Source organism: Aeromonas sp. FDAARGOS 1411 (genome assembly GCF_019047125.1).
GTDB classification, from domain to species: Bacteria; Pseudomonadota; Gammaproteobacteria; order Enterobacterales; family Aeromonadaceae; genus Aeromonas; species Aeromonas veronii.
The window spans coordinates 940,235-961,164 of the sequence record NZ_CP077214.1 but is presented as its reverse complement, the minus strand read 5'-3'; the positions used below and the strand labels follow the sequence as shown (position 1 = coordinate 961,164).

Annotated in this window: 16 protein-coding genes; 1 reads left to right on the top strand and 15 read right to left on the bottom strand. The window is 60.0% G+C overall.

All coding sequences use genetic code 11. The features are described 5' to 3' along the window. Positions 1 to 8: 8 nt before the first annotated feature. On the bottom strand, positions 9 to 3,932 hold the full coding sequence (gene purL / locus I6L41_RS04210) for a phosphoribosylformylglycinamidine synthase (RefSeq protein ID WP_216962183.1): 3,924 nt from the start codon (positions 3,930 to 3,932) through the stop codon (positions 9 to 11). A 149-nt stretch (positions 3,933 to 4,081) separates the two neighbouring features. On the opposite strand from purL, the gene mltF reads away from it, so the two are divergent. Continuing rightward, positions 4,082 to 5,566: a membrane-bound lytic murein transglycosylase MltF gene (gene mltF, locus I6L41_RS04205; RefSeq protein WP_005344877.1), complete on the top strand. Its 1,485-nt coding sequence runs from the start codon at positions 4,082 to 4,084 to the stop codon at positions 5,564 to 5,566. Positions 5,567 to 5,939: 373 nt separating this feature from the next. Here mltF and I6L41_RS04200 read toward each other — a convergent pair whose 3' ends face one another. The 14 genes from I6L41_RS04200 to hscA form a co-directional block, all read right to left on the bottom strand. Then, the gene (locus I6L41_RS04200) at positions 5,940 to 6,164 is read right to left on the bottom strand and encodes a zinc ribbon domain-containing protein (protein WP_005344872.1); all 225 of its coding nucleotides are present in this window, start codon (positions 6,162 to 6,164) and stop codon (positions 5,940 to 5,942) included. Between the two features lie 124 nt (positions 6,165 to 6,288). Beyond that, positions 6,289 to 7,785 (bottom strand): ribosome biogenesis GTPase Der, encoded by a 1,497-nt coding sequence (der, locus tag I6L41_RS04195; RefSeq protein ID WP_005333794.1) that lies wholly within the window; start codon positions 7,783 to 7,785, stop codon positions 6,289 to 6,291. Positions 7,786 to 7,859: 74 nt separating this feature from the next. Then, positions 7,860 to 9,044, bottom strand: a complete 1,185-nt coding sequence (gene bamB, locus I6L41_RS04190) for an outer membrane protein assembly factor BamB (protein ID WP_040066510.1) — start codon at positions 9,042 to 9,044, stop codon at positions 7,860 to 7,862. Further along, on the bottom strand, positions 9,037 to 9,687 hold the full coding sequence (locus tag I6L41_RS04185) for a tetratricopeptide repeat protein (protein WP_181497236.1): 651 nt from the start codon (positions 9,685 to 9,687) through the stop codon (positions 9,037 to 9,039). Before I6L41_RS04185 ends, bamB begins: the two co-directional genes overlap by 8 nt. A 3-nt stretch (positions 9,688 to 9,690) precedes the next feature. Then, the gene (gene hisS / locus I6L41_RS04180; RefSeq protein WP_042056135.1) at positions 9,691 to 10,968 is read right to left on the bottom strand and encodes a histidine--tRNA ligase; all 1,278 of its coding nucleotides are present in this window, start codon (positions 10,966 to 10,968) and stop codon (positions 9,691 to 9,693) included. A gap of 138 nt (positions 10,969 to 11,106) precedes the next feature. Continuing rightward, positions 11,107 to 12,222 carry a flavodoxin-dependent (E)-4-hydroxy-3-methylbut-2-enyl-diphosphate synthase gene (gene ispG / locus I6L41_RS04175; protein ID WP_005333801.1) on the bottom strand — a complete coding sequence of 372 codons (1,116 nt, stop codon included), beginning with the start codon at positions 12,220 to 12,222 and terminating at the stop codon, positions 11,107 to 11,109. Between the two features lie 10 nt (positions 12,223 to 12,232). Then, positions 12,233 to 13,201: a cytoskeleton protein RodZ gene (gene rodZ / locus I6L41_RS04170; RefSeq protein ID WP_216962180.1), complete on the bottom strand. Its 969-nt coding sequence runs from the start codon at positions 13,199 to 13,201 to the stop codon at positions 12,233 to 12,235. Beyond that, positions 13,191 to 13,982, bottom strand: a complete 792-nt coding sequence (gene tapF / locus I6L41_RS04165; protein WP_085943024.1) for a PilW family type IVa pilus biogenesis/stability lipoprotein TapF — start codon at positions 13,980 to 13,982, stop codon at positions 13,191 to 13,193. The genes rodZ and tapF overlap by 11 nt, the downstream gene beginning before the upstream one ends. 11 nt (positions 13,983 to 13,993) lie before the next feature. Further along, positions 13,994 to 15,097: a bifunctional tRNA (adenosine(37)-C2)-methyltransferase TrmG/ribosomal RNA large subunit methyltransferase RlmN gene (locus tag I6L41_RS04160; RefSeq protein WP_005344856.1), complete on the bottom strand. Its 1,104-nt coding sequence runs from the start codon at positions 15,095 to 15,097 to the stop codon at positions 13,994 to 13,996. A 167-nt stretch (positions 15,098 to 15,264) separates the two neighbouring features. Continuing rightward, positions 15,265 to 15,693, bottom strand: a complete 429-nt coding sequence (ndk, locus tag I6L41_RS04155; protein WP_005333805.1) for a nucleoside-diphosphate kinase — start codon at positions 15,691 to 15,693, stop codon at positions 15,265 to 15,267. 267 nt (positions 15,694 to 15,960) lie between these two features. Further along, a complete protein-coding gene (gene pepB / locus I6L41_RS04150; protein ID WP_005359802.1) occupies positions 15,961 to 17,244 on the bottom strand; it encodes an aminopeptidase PepB in 1,284 nt (427 codons plus the stop codon). Next, positions 17,241 to 18,545 (bottom strand): aminopeptidase PepB, encoded by a 1,305-nt coding sequence (pepB, locus tag I6L41_RS04145; protein WP_216962177.1) that lies wholly within the window; start codon positions 18,543 to 18,545, stop codon positions 17,241 to 17,243. The genes pepB (I6L41_RS04150) and pepB (I6L41_RS04145) overlap by 4 nt, the downstream gene beginning before the upstream one ends. Before the next feature lie 173 nt (positions 18,546 to 18,718). Continuing rightward, positions 18,719 to 19,057 carry an ISC system 2Fe-2S type ferredoxin gene (gene fdx / locus I6L41_RS04140; protein WP_005333808.1) on the bottom strand — a complete coding sequence of 113 codons (339 nt, stop codon included), beginning with the start codon at positions 19,055 to 19,057 and terminating at the stop codon, positions 18,719 to 18,721. A gap of 1 nt (position 19,058) precedes the next feature. Continuing rightward, the gene (gene hscA / locus I6L41_RS04135; protein WP_139405296.1) at positions 19,059 to 20,906 is read right to left on the bottom strand and encodes a Fe-S protein assembly chaperone HscA; all 1,848 of its coding nucleotides are present in this window, start codon (positions 20,904 to 20,906) and stop codon (positions 19,059 to 19,061) included. Between the last annotated feature and the right edge of the window lie 24 nt (positions 20,907 to 20,930).

The following is a 20,930-nucleotide window of genomic DNA, read 5'->3' as shown; positions in this document are numbered from 1 at the left end:
TGTCTCTATTAACCCAGACGAACCCGTGCGTTGCGGAACATCCGCATCCAGGCGCCGTCCTCGCCCCAGTTGTCGGGGTGCCAGGAGTTGGCCACGGTGCGGAACACCCGCTCCGGGTGCGGCATCATGATGGTGGCACGGCCATCGGTAGTGGTCACGGCGGTGATACCGTTCGGTGAGCCATTCGGGTTGGCCGGGTACTGTTCGGTCACGCTGCCGCGGTTATCGACAAAGCGCAGCCCTACCAGACCGCTCTGCTGCAGTGCGTTCAGGTGAGCGGCATCACGCACCTCGACACGCCCTTCCCCGTGGGAAACGGCAATCGGCATCACCGAGCCTGCCATGCCGGCGAAGAAGGCCGACGGGGACTCCTGCACTTCCACCAGGCTGAAGCGCGCCTCGAAGCGCTCGGAGCGGTTGCGCACAAAGCGCGGCCACAGATCGGCGCCCGGGATGAGATCCCGCAGGTTGGACATCATCTGGCAACCGTTGCAGACACCCAGAGAGAGGGTATCGCCACGCTCGAAGAAGCGCTGGAACTGCTCGCGGGCGTTGTCATTAAACAGGATGGACTTGGCCCAGCCTTCACCGGCCCCCAACACGTCACCGTAGGAGAAGCCGCCACAGGCCACCAGGGTCTGGAACTCCTCCAGCTTGATGCGACCGGAGAGAATGTCGCTCATGTGCACGTCCACTGCCGCGAAACCGGCACGATCGAACGCCGCCGCCATCTCCACATGGGAGTTGACTCCCTGCTCGCGCAGCACCGCCAGACGGGGGGATACCCCACGGGCGATATAGGGAGCAGCCACATCCTCGGACGGGTTGTAAGTCAGCTTGGCATGCAGACCCGGATCGGTGGCGTCCTGACGGGCCGCGTGCTCACTGTCGGCGCACGCCGGGTTGTCGCGCAGGCGCTGCATCTGCCAGCTGGTCTCGCCCCAGATGGTGCGAAGAGCGGTACGGCTGGCACGATAGACCTCCTGACCGCCCCGCTGCAAGGTGATGAGATCCCCTTCGCGCACGGTACCGAGCACATGGGAGCAGGCTGCCAGACCGTGACCGGCCAGCAGAGTCATCACCGCCTCTTTATCTTCACGACGCACCTGAATGACGGCGCCCAGCTCTTCGTTGAACAGCGCCGGCAGCAGCTCGCCGCCGATGCGATCGAGCTGGATGTCGAGGCCGCAGTGGCCGGCAAACGCCATTTCGGTCAGGGTGACGAACAGGCCACCGTCGGAGCGGTCGTGGTAGGCGATCAGTTTGCGATCGGCCACCAGCGCCTGAATGGCGTTGAAGAAGCCCTTGAGCTGGACCGGATTGTCGAGATCCGGCGCCTTGTCACCCAGCTGGCGATAGACCTGCGCCAGCGCCGAGGCGCCGAGGCGCTGCTTGCCATTGCCAAGGTCGATGAGGATAAGGTCGGTTTCACCGAGATCGGTACGCAGTTGCGGAGTAACCGTGTTGCGCACATCCTCGACCCGGGCAAAAGCGGAGATGAGCAGGGAGAGCGGCGAGGTGACGCTGTGCTCCTTGCCATCCTGCTGCCAGCGGGTCTTCATGGACATGGAGTCCTTGCCCACCGGAATGGTGATGCCAAGGGCCGGGCAGAGCTCCTCACCTACCGCTTTGACCGCCTCATAGAGACCGGCATCTTCACCCGGGTGACCGGCAGCGGCCATCCAGTTGGCGGAGAGCTTGACCCGCTTGAGGGAACCGATGTGGGCCGGTGCCAGGTTGGTGAGCGCTTCCGCTACCGCCATGCGAGCGGAGGCGGCGTGGGAGAGCAGCGCCACCGGGGTACGCTCGCCCATGGACATGGCTTCGCCGTGATAGCTGTCGTAGGTGGCAGCGGTGACGGCGCAATCGGCCACCGGGATCTGCCAGGGGCCAACCATCTGGTCGCGATTGACCAGACCGGTCACGCTGCGATCGCCGATGGTGATAAGGAAGGACTTCTCCGCCACGGTCGGCAGACGCAGAACCCGCTCGGCCGCGTCACTCAAAGTGATGCCATCTAGCTGGAGCGCTTTGCCCTGTGCTGGGAGGCTCACCACGTCACGGTGCATCTTGGGCGCCTTGCCCAGCAGCACGTCCAGCGGCAGATCGATGGGCTGATTGTCAAAGTGGCTGTCAGAGAGGGTCAGATGCTTCTCTTCGGTCGCGGTGCCGATCACGGCATAAGGGGCGCGCTCGCGCTCGCACAGGGCCTTGAACAGCGGCAGCTTGTCCTGCGCTACCGCCAGCACGTAACGCTCCTGGGATTCGTTGCACCAGATCTCCAGCGGGCTCATGCCCGGCTCGTCGCTCTGAATGGCGCGCAAATCGAAACGACCACCCCGCTCACCGTCGTTGACCAGCTCCGGCATGGCGTTGGAGAGACCGCCCGCCCCCACATCATGGATAAAGACGATAGGGTTGTCGTCACCCAGCTGCCAGCAGCGATCGATCACCTCCTGGCAACGGCGCTCCATCTCGGGGTTGTCACGCTGCACCGAGGCAAAGTCGAGATCTTCGGCTGACTGGCCGGAGGCCATGGAGGATGCAGCACCACCGCCCAGACCGATGTTCATCGCCGGGCCACCCAGCACAATCAGTGCCGCGCCGACCGGGATCTCCCCTTTCTGGACATGTTCGGTGCGGATGTTGCCGATGCCGCCTGCCAGCATGATGGGCTTGTGGTAGCCACGCACCTCGACGCCGTTGTGGCTCGGCACCTCCTCTTCGAAGGTACGGAAGTAGCCGAGAATGGCCGGACGGCCGAACTCGTTGTTAAACGCGGCGCCGCCGAGCGGCCCCTCCTGCATGATGTCGAAGGCACTGACGATACGGCTCGGCTTGCCGAAATCCTGCTCCCAGGGCTGCTCGAAGCCTGGAATGCGCAGGTTGGAGACGGAGAAACCGACCAGACCCGCCTTGGGCTTGGCACCGCGACCGGTGGCTCCCTCGTCGCGGATTTCGCCGCCGGAGCCGGTGGCTGCGCCCGGGAACGGGGAGATGGCGGTCGGGTGGTTGTGGGTCTCCACCTTCATCAGGATGTCGACCTGTTCCTGGTGATACTGGTATTCGCCGTTGGCCGGGCTCGGGAAGAAGCGGCCCCCCTGGCTCCCTTCCATCACGGCGGCGTTGTCTTTATAGGCAGAGAGGACATGATCCGGCGTCTGTTCGAAGGTGTTTTTGATCATCTTGAACAGCGACTTGGGCTGCTGTTCGCCATCGATGGTCCAGTCGGCATTGAAGATCTTGTGACGGCAGTGTTCGGAGTTCGCCTGGGCGAACATGTAGAGCTCGATGTCGTTGGGGTTGCGACCCAACTTGGTGAAGTTCTCCACCAGATAGTCGATTTCGTCGTCGGCCAGCGCCAGACCGAGCGCCACGTTGGCTTCGGCCAGGGCTGCGCGACCACCGCCCAGCACATCCACCTGGGTGAAGGGGCGCGGCTCGTGGTGAGCAAACAGGGCGGCAGCTTCGCTCATCTCGGCAAACACCACTTCCATCATCCGATCATGGAGCACGGCGGCAATGGCGCTGCGCTGGGCGGCACTCAGCTCACCCTGCCCCTTGATGGTCAGGTAGTAGGCAATACCACGCTCCAGCCGCTTGACCTGTTTCAGGCCGCAGTTGTGGGCGATGTCGGTTGCTTTGGAAGACCAGGGGGAGATAGTGCCGGGGCGGGGGGTAACAAGAAACAGCTGACCGCTGGGGGTGTGTTCGGGGATGGTCGGGCCGTAGCGCAAGAGCTGGCCCAAGGTCGCTCGCTCGGGGGGAGAGAGGGGGCTTGTCAGCTCGGCAAAGTGCACATACTCGGCATAGACATCCTCTATCTCTACTCCGCTTTCTACTCCACTCTCATTTCTCATCTGTGCGAAGCGTTGCAGCAGTTTTTGGACACGAAAATCAGACAGTGCTGGGGCACCACGCAAGATATCCATATGACCTTTCTCACCAAGTTTTAAAGTGGGGGGGAATTGAGACGCGCGTATTATAGGGATCTGGCTCACAGCGGACAAACGTTTTTCTCACTTCGTGCAGTGTGACTCTGCGCACACTCTCTGGTATAAAGGTGCCTCTTTTTTGACAAATGCCGATTTTTTCAACAAAGGTACTCACCTACTTGCGCTGCATTTTTCGACTGTTTATCGGGCTGTTGTTGACGCTGACACTGGTTGGCTGCGACTTCTATAGCCCCTCCAGCCAGCTGGAGCAGATCCGCCAGCGAGGCGAGATCCGGGTTGGCACCATCTATGGTCCCACCTCCTATTACCAGCGTGACGACCTCGCCCAGGGATTCGATTACGAGCTGGCGCAAAATTATGCCGACTGGTTGGGGGTGAAACTCACCATCATCCCGGTCGACACCACTGACCAACTGGTCACCCTGCTGAAAAAGGGCAAACTCGATCTGGCGGCTGCCGCCATCATGGTCACCCCCGAGCGACGCGAGCTGTTTCGCTTCGGCCCGGGCTTCTACCAGGTCTCCCCCAAACTGGTCTACCGCAACGGCAAACCCAAGCCGGCCTCATTGAACGATATCAAGGGCAAGCTGGTGGTGGCCGCCGGCTCCACTGGTGAAGATCTGCTCAAAGAGATGAGCAAAGAGAATCCGAAACTAGCCTGGAGCACCAGCGACAACGCCGATGTGGAGGAGCTGCTCAAACAGGTGGTGGATGGCAAGATTGACTACACGGTGGTGCAGGATACCGTGCTGGCCCGTACCCAGCGCTACTACCCAGAGCTCACCGAGGGGCTGACCCTGGCCCAGAAGCAAACCGTTGCCTGGGCCATGAGCAAGCTGCCCGATGACAGCCTCTATGCCAGCGTGATCGACTTCTTCGGTCAGCGCTTTATGGATGGTGCCATTGCCAAGCTGGACGAGAAGTACTTCGGCCACGTGCAGAACTTCGACTTTGTCGATACCCGCACCTTCCTCAAGCGCGCCAAGAGCCTGCTGCCCAAGTACCAGCCGCTGTTCCAGACTCACGCCAAGAATATCGACTGGCGTCTGCTCGCCGCCATCAGCTATCAGGAGTCTCACTGGGACCCGCAGGCCCGCTCCTACACCGGCGTGCGCGGCATGATGATGCTGACCGAGCCCACCGCCAAGGCGATGGGAGTCAACGACCGGCTTCATCCGGAAGAGAGCATCAAAGGTGGCTCCCTCTATCTGCAACAGATGATGGAGAAGGTGCCGGATTCGGTGCCCGATGACGAGAAGGTGTGGTTTGCCCTCACCGCCTACAACATCGGTTACGGCCACATGATGGATGCCCGCCGCCTGACCAAAGAGCTCGGCAAGAATCCCGACGCCTGGAGCGACGTGAAAGAGGTGCTGCCGCTGCTGCAACAGGCGCGCTGGCACCGCAAGGTACGTTACGGCTATGCCCGTGGCAGCGAGGCGCGCAACTATGTCAACAACGTGCGCCAGTATTACCAGAGTCTGCTCTGGCTCGACAACGAGCAACAGAAGGCACATCAGCGGGAGAGTCTCGACAACGACAGCGAGCCCGAGCTGGCCGAGCGCCCCACCGCCATCGCCGAAGTGGTCAATCAGATCACCATGCGCTAACCAGCCATTATTCGGCTGTTTTCACACAAACTTCTCTGTTACCATCGATTCACATCGGAGCCTATCCGAAATCGCATTGTTTTCATTATGTTGAGAGATTAAATAACAGCAATTTCGGATGGGCTCCATCAATGACCCAAGGCCTGGATGGCCACCTGAGTTGGGAGGAGACCAAGATGCAAAAACGTAGAAAAATCAGTCTGGTCAGAAAAGCGAAGTGCAGCTGGAGCCCCAGACGCAAACTCAAGCTTAATGACATCAAGCGCAACCTGTGGCGCAGAAATCGATCCTATACCCTGCTTATTGCAGAGCACACAGCATAAACCCGGCATTCGCCGGGTTTTTTTATCTTCTTTCTCACCTGATTATCGTCTTACACCAGCGCCGCCTTGAACTGTACCGTCCGCTTGGAGATCAGCGAGTTGCAGTGGTTGCAGAAGTAATCCACCGCGCCGCACGCCTTGAGACGCTCCAGCTCCTGCTGGCAGGTGGGGCAGATGGCAGTAACGCGAACAGGGGCCTGGCACTGGCCACAGGTTTGCTCCTTGCTGCGGGTATCCAGTTCAGCCTGGCATGATGGACAAAGCAGGGCTTCCATAATCAACTCCTCGAAAAGTGGATCTGCCATGGTCTTGTTCCATGGCAGATCCCCCTCCCCTTATTCCTCACCTTAACATGGCGAGGATAACAAAGCGGCTGCCGGTGAGGGCAGCCGCAAGGACTTATTTCTTCTTCATCTTCAGCAGGCGTTTGCGCTGACGTTCCTGACTCAGGGTCATGGTGTTCTTCTTCCCTTCAAACGGGTTGACCGACTCCTGGAACTCGACCCTGATCGGCGAGCCCATGATCTTGAGGGACTTGCGGAAGTAGTTGATCAGATACCGCTTGTAGGAGTCCGGCAAGTCGTTCAGCTGGTTGCCGTGGATCACGATACGTGGCGGGTTGTAGCCACCGGCGTGAGCATATTTGAGCTTGACGCGGCGACCGTTGACCATCGGCGGCTGGTGATCTTCCTGCGCCATCTGCATGATGCGGGTCAGCATGGCCGTGCTGGTACGACGGGTGGCGGACTGGTAAGCCTCCTGAATGGATTCAAACAGATGGCCGACACCGCTGCCGTGCAGGGCGGAGATGAAGTGGACGCGAGCGAAGTCGATGAAGCCCAAGCGACGATCCAGCTCGTTCTTCACATCCTCTTTCACCTTCTGATCCAGACCATCCCACTTGTTCACCACCAGCACCACGGAGCGACCGGCGTGGAGCACGTAGCCAAGGATGCTCAAGTCCTGATCGGTGATGGTCTCCTGGGCGTCGATCACCAGCAGGCAAACGTTGGCATCTTCGATAGCTTTCAGGGTCTTGATAACGGAGAACTTCTCAACCGTCTCGTGCACCTTGCCACGACGACGCACACCGGCTGTGTCGATAACCACATACTTCTGCTCGTCACGCTCCATCGGAATGTAAACGGAGTCACGGGTGGTGCCGGGCATGTCATAGACGATGACCCGATCTTCACCCAGCATGCGGTTGGTCAGGGTAGATTTACCGACGTTGGGACGACCAACGATGGCGAACTTGATGGGCAGGTCGGCGAACGGGGTCTCCTTGGTGTCCTCTTTGGTATCGAGTTCACCGGCAGCCACCATGCGCAGCAGGGCTTCTTCGTCGAAGTCCTCCTCTTCCTCATCCTGCGCATCTTCATCGGTAGCGGAGTCGACCAGGGTCTCCAGATGGGGAGCCAGGGCCAGTTCCAGCAGGCTCAGCACGCCACGACCGTGGGCGGCCGCGATCTGGTAGACCTCACCCAGCGCCAGACCGTAGAACTCGGAGACCGCGGAATCACCGTCGATACCGTCGGTCTTGTTGGCCACCAGAAATACCTTCTTGTGGGCCTTGCGCAGGTGCTCGGCAATGGCTTGATCCGCCGCGGTCAGACCGGCACGGGCATCCACCATGAACAGCACGACGTCCGCTTCTTCGATGGCCAGCAGGGATTGCTCGGCCATCTTCAGCTCGATCCCCTCTTCGGTGCCATCGATACCGCCGGTATCGACCACGATAAATTCCAGCTCGCCCAACTTCGCCTGACCGTATTTACGGTCCCGGGTCAGACCGGGAAAATCGGCAACCAGGGCATCCCGAGTACGGGTCAAGCGGTTAAACAGGGTGGATTTCCCCACGTTGGGGCGGCCCACCAGGGCTACTACAGGAGTCATAAAAGCCTCATTCTCAAGACGACAAAGGCTCCGGGTCCGAAGACCAGGAGCCGGATATTCACATTATCGGACGATCAAGGACGCTTGAGGGCGTACAACTTGCCGTCACGGCTCTGCACATACAGGGTCTCGCCATCCACCAGCGGGGCGGCGTAGAGACCACTGCTATCGAGCTGCTGCATCGCCTTGATGGTACCGTCGGTACGATCAAGCCAATACAGGTATCCTTCCACATCACCCACCACCACATAGTCACCGAAGATGACAGGTGCAGTGACGGTACGATTTTCCAGCTGGGTGTTTGACCACAGCTCCAGACCGTTGCGACGGTCGATGGCAAACAGGTGGCTGCGACTGTCGGTCAGCACGATGGCATTGCCAGTCATCGCCAGATCGCGATAGCCGGAATACTTGCGCTTCCACACTTCATCGCCGGTCATCAGTTTGCGCGCCATCAACTGACCGTTGTAGGCGATGGCGTAGAGCTCATCACCGGCAATCAGCGGGCTGGCATCGACGTCCACCATGCGGTCCAGCTCGGTAGCACCGCGCGGATCAGCCACCTTGGACTGACGCACCGGCTGGCCATTGCTCAGCAGGGCGATGCCCACCTTGCCATCGGCACGACCGTAAATCACGGCGCCGTTGGTGATCACCGGTGCACCGGCACTGCGCAGGGTCAGCGGCGGCTGCTCTTCGGAGAGCGACCACTGCATCTTGCCTTCATCAGTGTCGAGGGCGATCAGGCGACCGGAGGTGGTCAACACCACCACGCGGCCATCTTCCACCGCGGGGCTTGCCACCACTTCACCGGGCACATTGGTCTGCCACAGCACTTCACCGTTCTCTTCGTTCAGGGCGTAGACCACCCCGTTCTCGGAGCCGAGGAACAGCTTGCCGTAACGGGAGACCAGGCCGCCGGAAAGGCGGGCGCTGCGCTTGTCGGCGTTGACCGGCAGGTCGGCCAGATCGACACTCCAGAGGCGATCGCCACTGGCACGGTCAAAGGCGCTGACATCGCCGTCGCGGGCCGCCGCGTAGATGCGATCCTCTTCCACCACCGGCTTGAGCTGGGAGTAGAAGTCACCGATACCATCACCCACAGTAGATGACCATGCGGTGTCGGCAGTGAAGGCAGATTCAACCTTGGGCAGCGGCGCCATCGGGTTGAGATCCTCTTCGGAACTGAACAGGGAGCACCCCTGCAGAGCGAAGGAGACCGCAGCCCCCAGCGCCACCATCTTGAATAGATTACGCATCCGGTGCCTCACCAGTCGCAACGGCCGGCAGGGCCAGATCGTCCATTTTCAGCTTGAGCTCGGCGCTACCCTGCAGGCCGCCGGCATCCGCCGCCGCCTGATAGGCATCACGAGCCTCTTCGGTCTTGCCCTGCTTTTGCAGCACATCACCACGGGCTTCGGCTACCTGCGCCTTGAAGGCCTCATTCTGGATGGTCGCCAGCTTGGCCAGCGCTTCATCTGCCTTGTCCTGATCATTCAGCACACGGGCCAGACGCAGCGCCGCGATGGGACGAATGCTCTCGTCACCCGTGGTCGCCACCAGCTCCAGCTGCTCGGCAGCCAGATCCAGCTTGCCCGCCTTGACGGCAGCGGCAGCCAGTTGCAACGCGGCCAGTTCACCGTAGGAGTCACCCTTGTTGGCAGTGACAAACTGCTGTGCCTGCTCGAAACCGGCGGTATCGCCCTTGGCCAGCTGCTCAATCACCTGGTTGTAAGAGTGGGAGGATGCCTCCATGGTCTCTTGCTGGTGCTGGTTGTAATAGCGCCAGCCGAACAGACCGACCAGACCGATCACGGTCCCGGCAATCACCGAGGTTCCGTTCTCTTTCCACCACTCCTTGATAACCTCAACCTGTTGTTCTTCGGTGGTATAGACTTCCACAGCTTACTCTCCTTTGGCTGCCAGCAGGGCAATGGCGGCGTCAACCTTGACGGTCTGTTGCTCGGCCTGACCACGCAGATATTTGATAGTGATCTCCCCGTTTTGCACCTCGGTCTCACCAAGGATCAGGGCGATTGCCGCGCCGCTCTTGTCGGCACGTTTGAGTTGTTTCTTGAAGTTGCCACCACCGCAGTGGCTCATCAGGCGCAGGTCCGGCAGGGCATCGCGCAGACGCTCGGCCAGCTGGAAGCCAGCCTGTTCGGTCCCCTCGCCCACCATCGCCAGATAGACATCCACCGCCGGGCGGATATCGGCGTTGAGCTCGAGGGTCTCCAGCATCAGCACCAGACGCTCCATGCCCATGGCAAAGCCTACGGCCGGGGTCGGTTGACCGCCCAGCTGCTCCACCAGACCATCGTAGCGGCCACCGGCACAGACGGTGCCCTGGGCACCCAGACTGCTGGTGACCCACTCGAACACGGTCAGGTTGTAGTAGTCAAGACCACGCACCAGACGCTCGTTCACTTCGTATTTGATACCGGCAGACTCGAGCAGGCGCTTGAGTCCCTCGAAGTGGGCCAGGCTCTCTTCGCCCAGATGGTCGAACAGACGCGGGGCATCTGCCAGAATGGCCTGCACCTTTTCATCCTTGGAGTCGAGTACCCGCAGCGGGTTGCTGTACATGCGGCGCTGGCTCTCTTCGTCCAGCTGATCCTTGTACTGCTCCAGATAGGCCACCAGCGCATCGCGGTAAGCGGCACGCTCGGCGCTCTGACCCAGAGTATTGAGCTGCAGGGTGACATGCTCGCTGATGCCAAACAGACGCCACAGACGGTGGGTCAGCATGATCAGTTCAGCGTCAATGTCCGGCCCGTTGATGCCAAAGAGCTCGACACCAAACTGGTGGAACTGGCGGTAACGGCCCTTCTGGGGACGCTCGTGACGGAACATGGGGCCCATGTACCACATCCGGCGTTCCTGGTTGTAGAGCAGACCGTGTTCAATACCGGCACGGACGCAGCTGGCGGTCCCTTCCGGACGCAGGCTCAGGCTGTCGCCATTGCGATCTTCAAAGGTGTACATCTCTTTTTCGACCACGTCGGTCACTTCACCGATGGCGCGCTTGAACAGATGAGTCTGCTCGACAATCGGCATGCGCACTTCGCTGTAGCCATAGCTGGCAACGACCTGGCGCAGGATCTGTTCAACCTTCTGCCATACCGGGCTCTGCTCCGGCAGGCAATCATTCATACCGCGAATAGCTTGGATCTGTTTTGCCACGTTGATACTCGAGAAAAAGAGGTAAAATTTGGCCGCATTATAGGGATTTTCCCCCCCAAGGTAAAATCAGGGAATCCGGATGCGGGATTTAAAATCAGTCACCTGGAAAAAGGGCCACCCAATGTGGCCCTGTTTCGCTCACTCCTTGTCCATCGGGATCCGGTTGGCGGGATCCAGCATGGCGGCGCGGGCGCGAATGCGGCGCTCCAGAGTTGGAATGAGATCCTTGTTGTCGAGCCGATCGACCCGCTGGCCCCCTTCATAGAAGGCACTCTTGTTGGCGGCCCCCGCCAGACCAAGGTCGGAGACCAGCGCTTCACCCGGGCCATTCACCACACAGCCGATGATGGAAACATCCATCGGGGTGATGATGTCTTCGAGCCGCTCTTCCAGTGCATTGACGGTAGCGATCACATCGAACTCCTGCCGTGAGCAGGATGGGCAAGCGATAAAGTTAATGCCACGGGAGCGAATACGCAGGGATTTGAGGATATCGAAACCGACCTTTACCTCCTCCACCGGATCCGCCGCCAGCGAGATACGCAGGGTATCGCCGATGCCGTCGGTAAGCAGCATGCCCAGACCGATGGCAGACTTCACCGCGCCGGCACGGAAACCGCCCGCTTCGGTGATGCCAAGGTGCAGCGGCTGCTCGATCTGCTTGGCCAGCAGGCGATAGGCACCGACTGCCAGGAACACATCAGAGGCCTTGACGCTCACCTTGAAGTCCTGGAAATCGAGGCGATCGAGGTAGTCCACGTGACGCATGGCGGACTCCACCAGCGCTTCGGGGGTCGGCTCGCCGTACTTCTCCTGAATATCTTTCTCCAGCGACCCGCCATTGACCCCGATACGGATCGGGATATTGAGGTCGCGCGCGCAATCGACCACCGAGCGCACCCGCTGCTCGTTGCCGATGTTGCCCGGGTTGATACGCAGGCAATCGGCACCGTACTCGGCCACTTTCAGGGCGATGCGATAGTCGAAGTGGATATCGGCCACGATGGGGATGCGGGTCTGCTGTTTGATCAGCCGGAAGGCTTCCGCCGCTTCCATGGTGGGCACGGAGACACGGACGATATCGGCACCGACCCGTTCGATCCGCTGGATCTGCTCGATGGTCGCAGCAACATCTGTGGTCTTGGTGTTGGTCATGGTCTGCACGGTAATGGGGGCATCGCCCCCAACCGGTACATTACCAACCATGATCTGTCTGGATTTACGACGAATGATGGGTGATTCGTGAGAAGACATGGGAAACAGATTACTCCTGCGGCAGTGAGAAGCGGGCTGTACGACCGTTGTTGTAACGGCTCATATCAAACGACTGACCCTTATAATCAAGCTTGACGGCCATGGGCGCGCCAATGATGAACTTCAGGGGCTCGGCGCCTTCCAGCACCAGCTCGTCGTTGGCCTTCTTCAGACCACTGAACAGGGTCTTGCCGTTGGCATCCTTCACATCCAGCCAGCAATCGGCGGTGAAGCTCATCTTCAGTTGCGGCGCCGTCGCCGGATCAACGACAGCCTCTTCAGATTCGGTGCCATTGGCGCCGGATACTGCAGCATCGGTCGCAGTGCCGACAGCCGCACTGACATCGGTCGGAGCAACAGCCGCAGAAGCAGGCGCCAGGGTAACCGTCGCATCGGAAACCACCACTGGGGCAGTCATGTCAGTTGCGGCCGGTGCGATGGCTGCGCCTTCGGCCGGAGCTGTGTTGATCGCATCGGGCGGCGTGATGGCAGGTTCAGCCGGAGTCGAACTGGTTGCACTCATCTCGGTGGCTGCCAGCGCTTCATCACCGGCGGAGCGGCGTGAAGTACTCTGCCACCACCAGGCGACCGAGAGCGCAATCAACACCAGGATCACCAGCCAGGTCACCACCTTGAGCCGACTGTCGTTGGCTTGCTGGCGGGAGCGACGGGAGAAGCTCTGCATGTCGATATTGTCGGGAGGGGTCAGACCCAGCTTGTCGTAAGCGGCCAGAATCGTCTCGTCGGGGATCCCGACCAGCTTGGCATAGGTACGCAGATAGCCCCGAATAAAGGTATGGGAGGTGTGCTTGTCGTAGGTATCCGATTCGATAGCGGCGATCAGGGTCAGACGAAGGTGAATGCGGGACGCAACCTGTTCTCGTGTCCAGCCAAGCTGTTCACGGGCGTTGCGCAGCAATTGGCCTGGGCCTACTGCCTGGGAGTCGTCTTGGAAATCGTGTTGCTGTTCAATAGTCATTGGCTAAATAACGCTTGGCTTGTTGCGAAGTGGGATATTGCCTTACCAGCTCAGTCCCGAATTGGTGAAGTAATGCCGGCTTGTCCATCGCCTGCGCCAGCCGAAGTCTCAACCAGAGACTCTCCTCGTTCTCGTCTGACACATCGGCAAAACGGGCGAGGTAGGACTGCACATCAGGCAGCTTGCCATCTTTCATGGAAAGCTCGGCCAAGTCCAGCAATAACCCTGGATTGCGGGGATTATACCCCAAGGCCAGGCGATAGTACTCGCCTGCTTTATCATTTCTGCGATTTTGCAGCGCACAAAGTGCCGCATTTTCATAGGTATCGGCAATTTTTACGTAGCCTGGCTGAATAACAGCCTGGTTGAACGCCTGATCTGCCTCGGCATACCTGCCGCGATCACAGAGGAAGGCACCATAGTTGTTCATTGCGTCAGCATTGGACGGATCCATGGCAAGGGCGTTCTTGTAATGGGTCTCGGCTGCCTTGAAATCTCCTACCTTCTGGTAAAAGTAGGCAAAACCGATCTGGATCTGGGGGTTGGAGGGGTCATACTGGAGGGCGCGGTCAAGATTGAACTTGGCCTGCTCGGCGTTGCCCTGCCGCAGGTACTGGATACCCAGGTCGAGGCGGGTTTGGGCTGCCGCCTTGAGGTCAGGACCCACTTCACGCTGGGTCGAGTTCTGGCCAGCGTAAGTGGTCTCGGTCACACAGCCTGGCAGCGCGCAGAGCGCTGCCACTACGATCAATGTACGTGTATCCATTCCCTGTCTATACAATGGCTTAGCATTTAAACCATTTTGACGGAAATCCCATCCTGTTGCATCCGATTTTTGATAGTTCGCTTGGTACGGTCAATCACGTCACCCACCAGCTGACCACAGGCGGCATCGATGTCATCACCACGGGTCTTGCGGACAATCACGGTGAAACCGTACTCCATCAGCACCTTGGAGAAGCGATCGATACGGCTGTTGCTCGGCTTGCCGTAAGGGTTGCCTGGGAAGGGGTTGAACGGGATCAGGTTGATCTTGCTCGGCGTGTCCTTGAGCACCTTGGCCAGCTCGTGAGCATGCTGCATATCGTCATTGATATGATCGAGCAGCACATACTCGACGGTCACCCGACCACCGTTGGCATTGGATTTGGCCAGGTAACGACGGACACCGGCGAGGAACTCCTCGATGTTGTACTTGTCGTTGATAGGCATGATCTCTGAACGCAGCTTGTCGTTCGGGGCGTGCAGGGAGATAGCCAGCGCCACGTCGATCTGGTCGCCCAGCTTGTCCAGCGCAGGTACCACGCCAGAGGTGGAGATGGTCACCCGGCGCTTGGAGATGCCAAAGCCGTAGTCATCCATCATCAGACGCATGGCGGGCACCACGTTGGCGAGGTTAAGCAGCGGCTCGCCCATCCCCATCATCACCACGTTGGTGATGGGACGCTTGCCACCGACCACGCGGGCCGCACGCCACACCTGACCGATGATCTCGGAGACTTTCAGATTGCGGTTGAAGCCTTGTTGAGCCGTGGAGCAGAACTTGCACTCCAGCGCACAGCCAACTTGAGAGGAGACGCAGAGGGTCGCGCGGTCATCTTCCGGGATGTAGACGGTCTCGACCTCCTGATCGCCCACCTGCAGAGCCCACTTGATGGTGCCATCGGCAGAGCGCTGCTCGCGGCTGATCTCGGGCGCCTTGATCTCGGCGATCGCCTTGAGGCGCTCTTTGAGCACCTTGTTGACGTTGGTCATCTGATCGAAATCATCACACCCAAAGTGATAGATCCACTTCATGACCTGATCTGCCCGGAATGGCTTCTCGCCCAGTTCGACGAAAAAGGCACGCATGGCATCCCGATCAAGATCCAGCAGGTTGATTTTTGTTTCGCTCATCAATGGCCTCAGTTCAAACACTTCATCAATTATTGGCTGACGACGTCAGGGGGCGGCATTGTACAAATAATGGGTCTGGCTTTCCACCTGGAGAATAGAGGGATATTGCGTAAACGGCGAAAACAACAAAGGGAGCCGAGGCTCCCTTGGGTCATCATCCACAAAAATCAGCCGCGCGGGCAGATCTCGTTGTCAGAGAAGAAGTAGGCAATTTCGCGGGCAGCGGATGCCGGTGCATCGGAGCCATGTACTGCGTTGCGATCGATGCTCTCGGCATAACAGGCACGCAAGGTACCAGCCAGCGCCTCTTTCGGGTTGGTAGCACCCATGATCTCGCGATTGCGACGGATGGCGTCTTCCCCTTCCAGCACCTGCACCATGACAGGGCCAGAGGTCATGAAGCTGACCAGATTGTCATAAAAAGGCTTGCCCTGATGCTCGGCATAGAAACCGGCAGCCTGTTCACTGCTCATGTGCAGCATTTTGGATGCCACAACTTTCAAGCCTGCGCTTTCGAAACGGCTATAGATGGCACCGATCAGGTTTTTGCTGACAGCATCCGGTTTGACGATAGAGAAGGTACGTTCGATGGCCATTGATATCTTTCCTTAACTACAGAGTTTTATTGTTAGAATCCATGTTCGCTGGCGATTATACGTAAACAAAAACCGGAAAAACACACAAACAAGCAACTTTTTATTAAACATCACTCCCTTGCAATCAACATCCACACTCATCTTGACCGAGCAGAGCCGGAAAATATGTGCGCTTGCGCACGATAGTTACCTTAAGCCGCCAAAACCCCATCTTTTGTTCACAATTCGAACAGCATGAAAAAGGCACCCGAAGGTGCCTTGTCTCGCCTATTTGGCTTCCGCCAGCAGGGCCCGCGCTATGGTGCGCATCCCCAGGGTATTGGCCCCCGGCGCCCAGAGGGCATCGCCGTTGTCACTGAAGCAAGCTGCCAGATCGATATGCAACCAGCCCATCCCTTCGTTGGCAACGAAACGGGAGAGGAAACCCGCCGCGTTGGAGGCGCCACCCGGCCCGCCCCCCTTCACCGGACGGCTGTTGGCCGTGTCGGCGTAATGGGAGGGGCACTGCTGGCGGTGCCAGGGCTCCAGCGGCAGCGGCCAGGCCGGCTCATGCTCGGCATCGGCATAGGTCATGGCCCGACTTACCAGTCCTTTATCGAGGCCAAACAGGGCATTGTAGCGCCCACCCAGCGCCATCACAGCAGCGCCGGTCAGGGTCGCGGCATCGATGATCAGCGGTGCGCCGGACTCGCTCGCCAGTTGCAGGCCGTCGGCCAGCACCAGCCGCCCCTCGGCATCGGTATTCACAATCTCGACCGTGGTGCCGTTCTTGTAGGTGAGGATGTCGCCCAGCTTGTAGGCGTGGCCGGAGACCAGGTTCTCGGCGCAGCAGAGGATCAGCTTCACCCGCTTGTCGAGCCCGCGCAGCATAGCCAGCGCCAGCGCACCGGTGACAATCGCCGCGCCCCCCATGTCGCACTTCATGGTGAGCATCCCCTCGGAGCTCTTCATGGAGTAGCCGCCGGAGTCAAAGGTGATCCCCTTGCCCACCAGCGCTGCCGCCACCGGCGCCTTGGGGTCACGCCCCGGGTTGAAGTCGAGCTCCAGCAATACCGGTTCGCGCGCACTGCCGCGGCCCACTTGGTAAAGGCCGACCCAGCCCGCCTGTTGCAGCGCTTCGCCTTTCAAAATGCGATGACTCACCTTGTCCGGCGCCAGCTCGGTAATAAAGGAGGCAGCTTCCACCGCCAGCTCCAGCGGGCCCAACTGCTCCGGGGTGGCATTGGTCATCTCGCGCACCCAGCGGCCGCAGAGCCAACGCGCTTCCAGCTCCTCTCTATCCTCTTCCGAGGACATGGCCCACTGCAGTTGCACCTCCGCCTTGGGGGTTTGTAGCCCTTGGGCAAAAGCCCACTGCTGTTCACGCTCCCAGTGACCAGCCAGGGTCACTTTCTGGATCCCCTGCTGGCAGAGGCGACGGGCCGCCTGCTGGATATCGAGCAGCGGATTGGCCGTCACCAGATGGATCACCATGCCGTCGGCACGGTGAGAGAGCAGCGCCCCCTCCCCCCACTCGGCCGGTGCAAATTCACGACTCAGCCAGACATTCATGCGGTCACCTCCTGCAGCCAGCGTGCGATGGTGCGCAGACCGTGACCCTTGGCGCCAGTTGCCCAGAGATCATTGCCCGATTTCTGATAAGAGGCTGCCAGATCCAGGTGCACCCAACCCTTACCCTCATCACGTACGAAACGGGAAAGGAACGCAGCAGCCGTGGTGGCACCGGCCGTGCCTTCTGCCGAGGCGACGTTGCCCAGATCGGCAAAAGCCGAGGTGAGCTGGCTGGTATGCCAGGGCTCTAGCGGCAGCGCCCACGCCTGCTCGTTTTCCACCTTGGCGGCGGCCAACGCGCGCAGCTGTTCTGTCTCATCGAGGGCAAACACCGCATTGTAGTCGCGCCCCAGCGCCATCTTGGCAGCGCCGGTCAGGGTGGCAGCGTCAAGGATATAAGCCGCGCCGCAGTCAGAGGCCGCCATCAGACCATCGGCCAGCACCAGACGCCCTTCCGCATCGGTGTTCTGGATCTCGACCGAGATGCCGTTTTTATAGGTAAGGATGTCGCCCAGCTTGAAGGCGTGGCCGGAGACCAGGTTCTCGGCGCAGCAGAGAATGAGCTTCACCCGCTGGTTCAGACCGCGGCTGATAGCCAACGCCAGCGCGCCAGTCACCATGGCCGCGCCGCCCATGTCGGACTTCATCGGCAGCATGTTGTCAGAGGACTTCATGGAATAGCCACCGGAATCAAAAGTGATCCCCTTGCCCACCAGCGCCGCCACCACGGGCGCATTGCGATCCCCAGTCGGGTTGTAGTCGAGCTCCAGCAGCACAGGCTCGCGCTCGCTGCCACGGCCAACCGACCAGATCCCGATATGACCGGACTCGCGCAGCGCTTCACCGGCGGTGATGCGAGCTGTAACCTGATCCCCGGCCAGACCACGAATGAGCAACAGGGCCGATTCCGCCAGACTCATGGGGTAGATCTCTTCCGGACAGCCATTGGTGATGTCACGTACCCAGCGAGCCGCCTTGAGCAGCGCATCCAGTTCACGGGCTTCCGCGTCGCTCTGCTGGCCGAAATCCAGTTCACGCGATCCCTTGGCGGCGTAGAACCCCTGGGCGAACGCGTAGCGACGCTCCAGATCCCAGCCTTCACCGACCAGCGTCACCCGCTTGATCCCGCTCGATTCGAGGCGACGGGCGGCGCGCTGAACGGTGCGCAGAACATCCTTCTCCTGACCGGCGGCACCAAGATGGATCAGTGCCTCGTCGCCATTGAAACTGAGCTGGGCGCCCTCGCCCCAATAGGCGGCCGCAGCCTGGGTGGATAACGCTACCTTCATCATGTCAGCCATCGTGTTTGCTTCCTTTTTACTGGCACTATGTATAAGCACTCTTTATGGGAAAGAGCTTATTGGCAAAGAGAGAATAACGAATACAAAAAAGGCCGTGCCCCCGAGGGTCACGGCCTTCCACCATATCACTGAAGCACCACAGGATGCTGCACGTGCAATTCACTCATGTGTAATTAATGGCGTTCAGAGGCAAGGTTCAGGGTGTACTTGGGCAGTTCCACCACCAGATCCTCGTCCGCCAATTTTGCCTGGCAACTAAGACGGGATTCCGGCTCCAACCCCCACGCCTTGTCCAGCATATCGTCTTCCAGCTCGTCGCTTGGCTCGAGCGAGTCAAAGCCCTCGCGCACCACGCAGTGGCAGGTAGTGCAGGCACAGGATTTCTCGCAGGCGTGCTCGATTTCGATACCGTTGCGCAGCGCCACATCCAGAATGGTCTCGCCGCTTTGCCCCTCGAGGGCGGCGCCATCCGGACAGAGTACGGGATGAGGAAGAATGATCAGTTTTGGCATATTACACCTTGTTGACGTTTTGTCCGGTCAGCACCTTGCGGATGGAGGCGTCCATCCGGCGGGCTGCAAACTCGCCACTGACAGCATCGGCTGCCTCAATGGCTTCTTTGATTTGATGGGTTGCGCCGCTGTTGCGCATGGTCAGCAGATGGGCGATGGCGGCATCAATCTCGGCACGCTCGGCTGCATTGAGCAGGGCATCGCCATCGGCGGCCAGCGCCGCATTGAGACTCTCGATCACCCGGTCGGCTTCAACCTGCTGCTCGGCCAGCATGCGGGCATCCATATCCTGCTGGGCGTTCTCGATGGAGGCACTCAGCATGTTGAGGATATCCTGCTCCGCCAGCCCGTAAGAGGGCTTGACCTGGATCTCGGCCTGCACGCCGGAGGATTTCTCCATGGCGCTGACCGAGAGCAGACCATCCGCATCCACCTGGAAGGTGACTCGAATATGGGCGGCGCCGGCAGCCATCGGCGGAATACCGGTCAGGGTAAAGCGAGCCAGGGAGCGGCAATCGGCCACCAGTTCGCGCTCACCCTGTACCACGTGAATGGCCATGGCGGTCTGACCATCCTTGAAGGTGGTGAACTCCTGGGCGCGGGCAACCGGAATGGTGGTGTTGCGCGGGATCACTTTCTCGGCGAGGCCGCCCATGGTCTCCAGACCCAGCGACAAGGGGATAACGTCCAGCAGCAGCATCTCGGCATCGGGCTTGTTACCCACCAGAATATCGGCCTGGATAGCGGCGCCGATGGCGACCACCTTGTCCGGATCGATACTGGTCAGCGGCGTACGCTGGAAGAACTCGCCCACCAGTTCACGCACCAGCGGCACCCGGGTGGAGCCACCGACCATCACCACTTCCAGCACTTCCACCTGCTCAAGACCCGCATCGCGCAGGGCGCGGCGACAAGCCAGCAAGGTCCGTTTCACCAGCGGGGTGATGAGTTCATCAAACTGGCTACGGCTCACTGAACCCTGCCAGCCAGCAAAGGTGCACGCCACCTGCTCGGCATCGGTCAGGCCGTGTTTGACGGCAGCGGCCACATCCAGCAGCTCTCGCTGCAGATGGGCATCCAGCTCACCGGAGAGGCCCGCCTGCTCCTTGATCCAGTCCGCCAGCAGGTGATCAAAATCATCACCGCCGAGGGCGGAATCGCCGCCGGTCGCCATCACTTCAAACACACCGCGATGCAGCCGCAGGATGGAGATATCGAAAGTACCGCCACCCAGATCGTAAACCGCGATCACCCCTTCCTGACCGGAGTCAAGGCCATAGGCAATCGCGGCTGCGGTCGGCTCGTTGAGCAAGCGCAGTACGTGCAGACCGGCCAGACGGGCCGCATCCTTGGTCCCCTGACGCTGGGCATCATCGAAATAGGCGGGCACGGTAATGACCACGCCATCGAGATCGCCCCCGAGTGTCTGGGCGCCACGCTCGGCCAGCTTTTTGAGAATTTCGGCCGAGACCTGCACCGGATTGACCAGCCCCTGACGGGTTTGCAGTTGCGGCATGCCATTGTCGGCGGCAACAAACTGGTAAGGCTGCTGGCGGGTATCGATATCGGCCAGCGCCTTGCCCATCATCCGTTTGACCGAGACGATGGTGTTGTGAGGATCGAGCGCCGCTTCGCGCTTGGCATCAATCCCCACTCGAATGGCGTCGCTTTGATAGTGCACCACTGACGGGAGCAGGTCGCGCCCTTGCTCATCGCAAAGGGTATCGGCGTGACCGCTGCGAACCGCAGCGACGAGAGAGTTGGTGGTGCCGAGATCGATGCCGACGGCACGTTTGTGCTGATGAGGAACAGCGCTCTGGCCGGGTTCGGCGATTTGCAGTAATGCCATGGGTAATGAAACTTCCAGCGTTAA

What these genes read in the sequence shown, in the direction of transcription:
- purL (WP_216962183.1), bottom strand. Translation starts at nt 3,932, where the DNA reads ATGGATATCTTGCGTGGTGCCCCAGCACTGTCTGATTTTCGTGTCCAA.
- mltF (WP_005344877.1), top strand. Translation starts at nt 4,082, where the DNA reads ATGCCGATTTTTTCAACAAAGGTACTCACCTACTTGCGCTGCATTTTT.
- I6L41_RS04200 (WP_005344872.1), bottom strand. Translation starts at nt 6,164, where the DNA reads ATGGAAGCCCTGCTTTGTCCATCATGCCAGGCTGAACTGGATACCCGC.
- der (WP_005333794.1), bottom strand. Translation starts at nt 7,785, where the DNA reads ATGACTCCTGTAGTAGCCCTGGTGGGCCGCCCCAACGTGGGGAAATCC.
- bamB (WP_040066510.1), bottom strand. Translation starts at nt 9,044, where the DNA reads ATGCGTAATCTATTCAAGATGGTGGCGCTGGGGGCTGCGGTCTCCTTC.
- ispG (WP_005333801.1), bottom strand. Translation starts at nt 12,222, where the DNA reads ATGTCTTCTCACGAATCACCCATCATTCGTCGTAAATCCAGACAGATC.
- rodZ (WP_216962180.1), bottom strand. Translation starts at nt 13,201, where the DNA reads ATGACTATTGAACAGCAACACGATTTCCAAGACGACTCCCAGGCAGTA.
- I6L41_RS04160 (WP_005344856.1), bottom strand. Translation starts at nt 15,097, where the DNA reads ATGAGCGAAACAAAAATCAACCTGCTGGATCTTGATCGGGATGCCATG.
- ndk (WP_005333805.1), bottom strand. Translation starts at nt 15,693, where the DNA reads ATGGCCATCGAACGTACCTTCTCTATCGTCAAACCGGATGCTGTCAGC.
- pepB (WP_005359802.1), bottom strand. Translation starts at nt 17,244, where the DNA reads ATGAATGTCTGGCTGAGTCGTGAATTTGCACCGGCCGAGTGGGGGGAG.
- pepB (WP_216962177.1), bottom strand. Translation starts at nt 18,545, where the DNA reads ATGGCTGACATGATGAAGGTAGCGTTATCCACCCAGGCTGCGGCCGCC.
- fdx (WP_005333808.1), bottom strand. Translation starts at nt 19,057, where the DNA reads ATGCCAAAACTGATCATTCTTCCTCATCCCGTACTCTGTCCGGATGGC.
- hscA (WP_139405296.1), bottom strand. Translation starts at nt 20,906, where the DNA reads ATGGCATTACTGCAAATCGCCGAACCCGGCCAGAGCGCTGTTCCTCAT.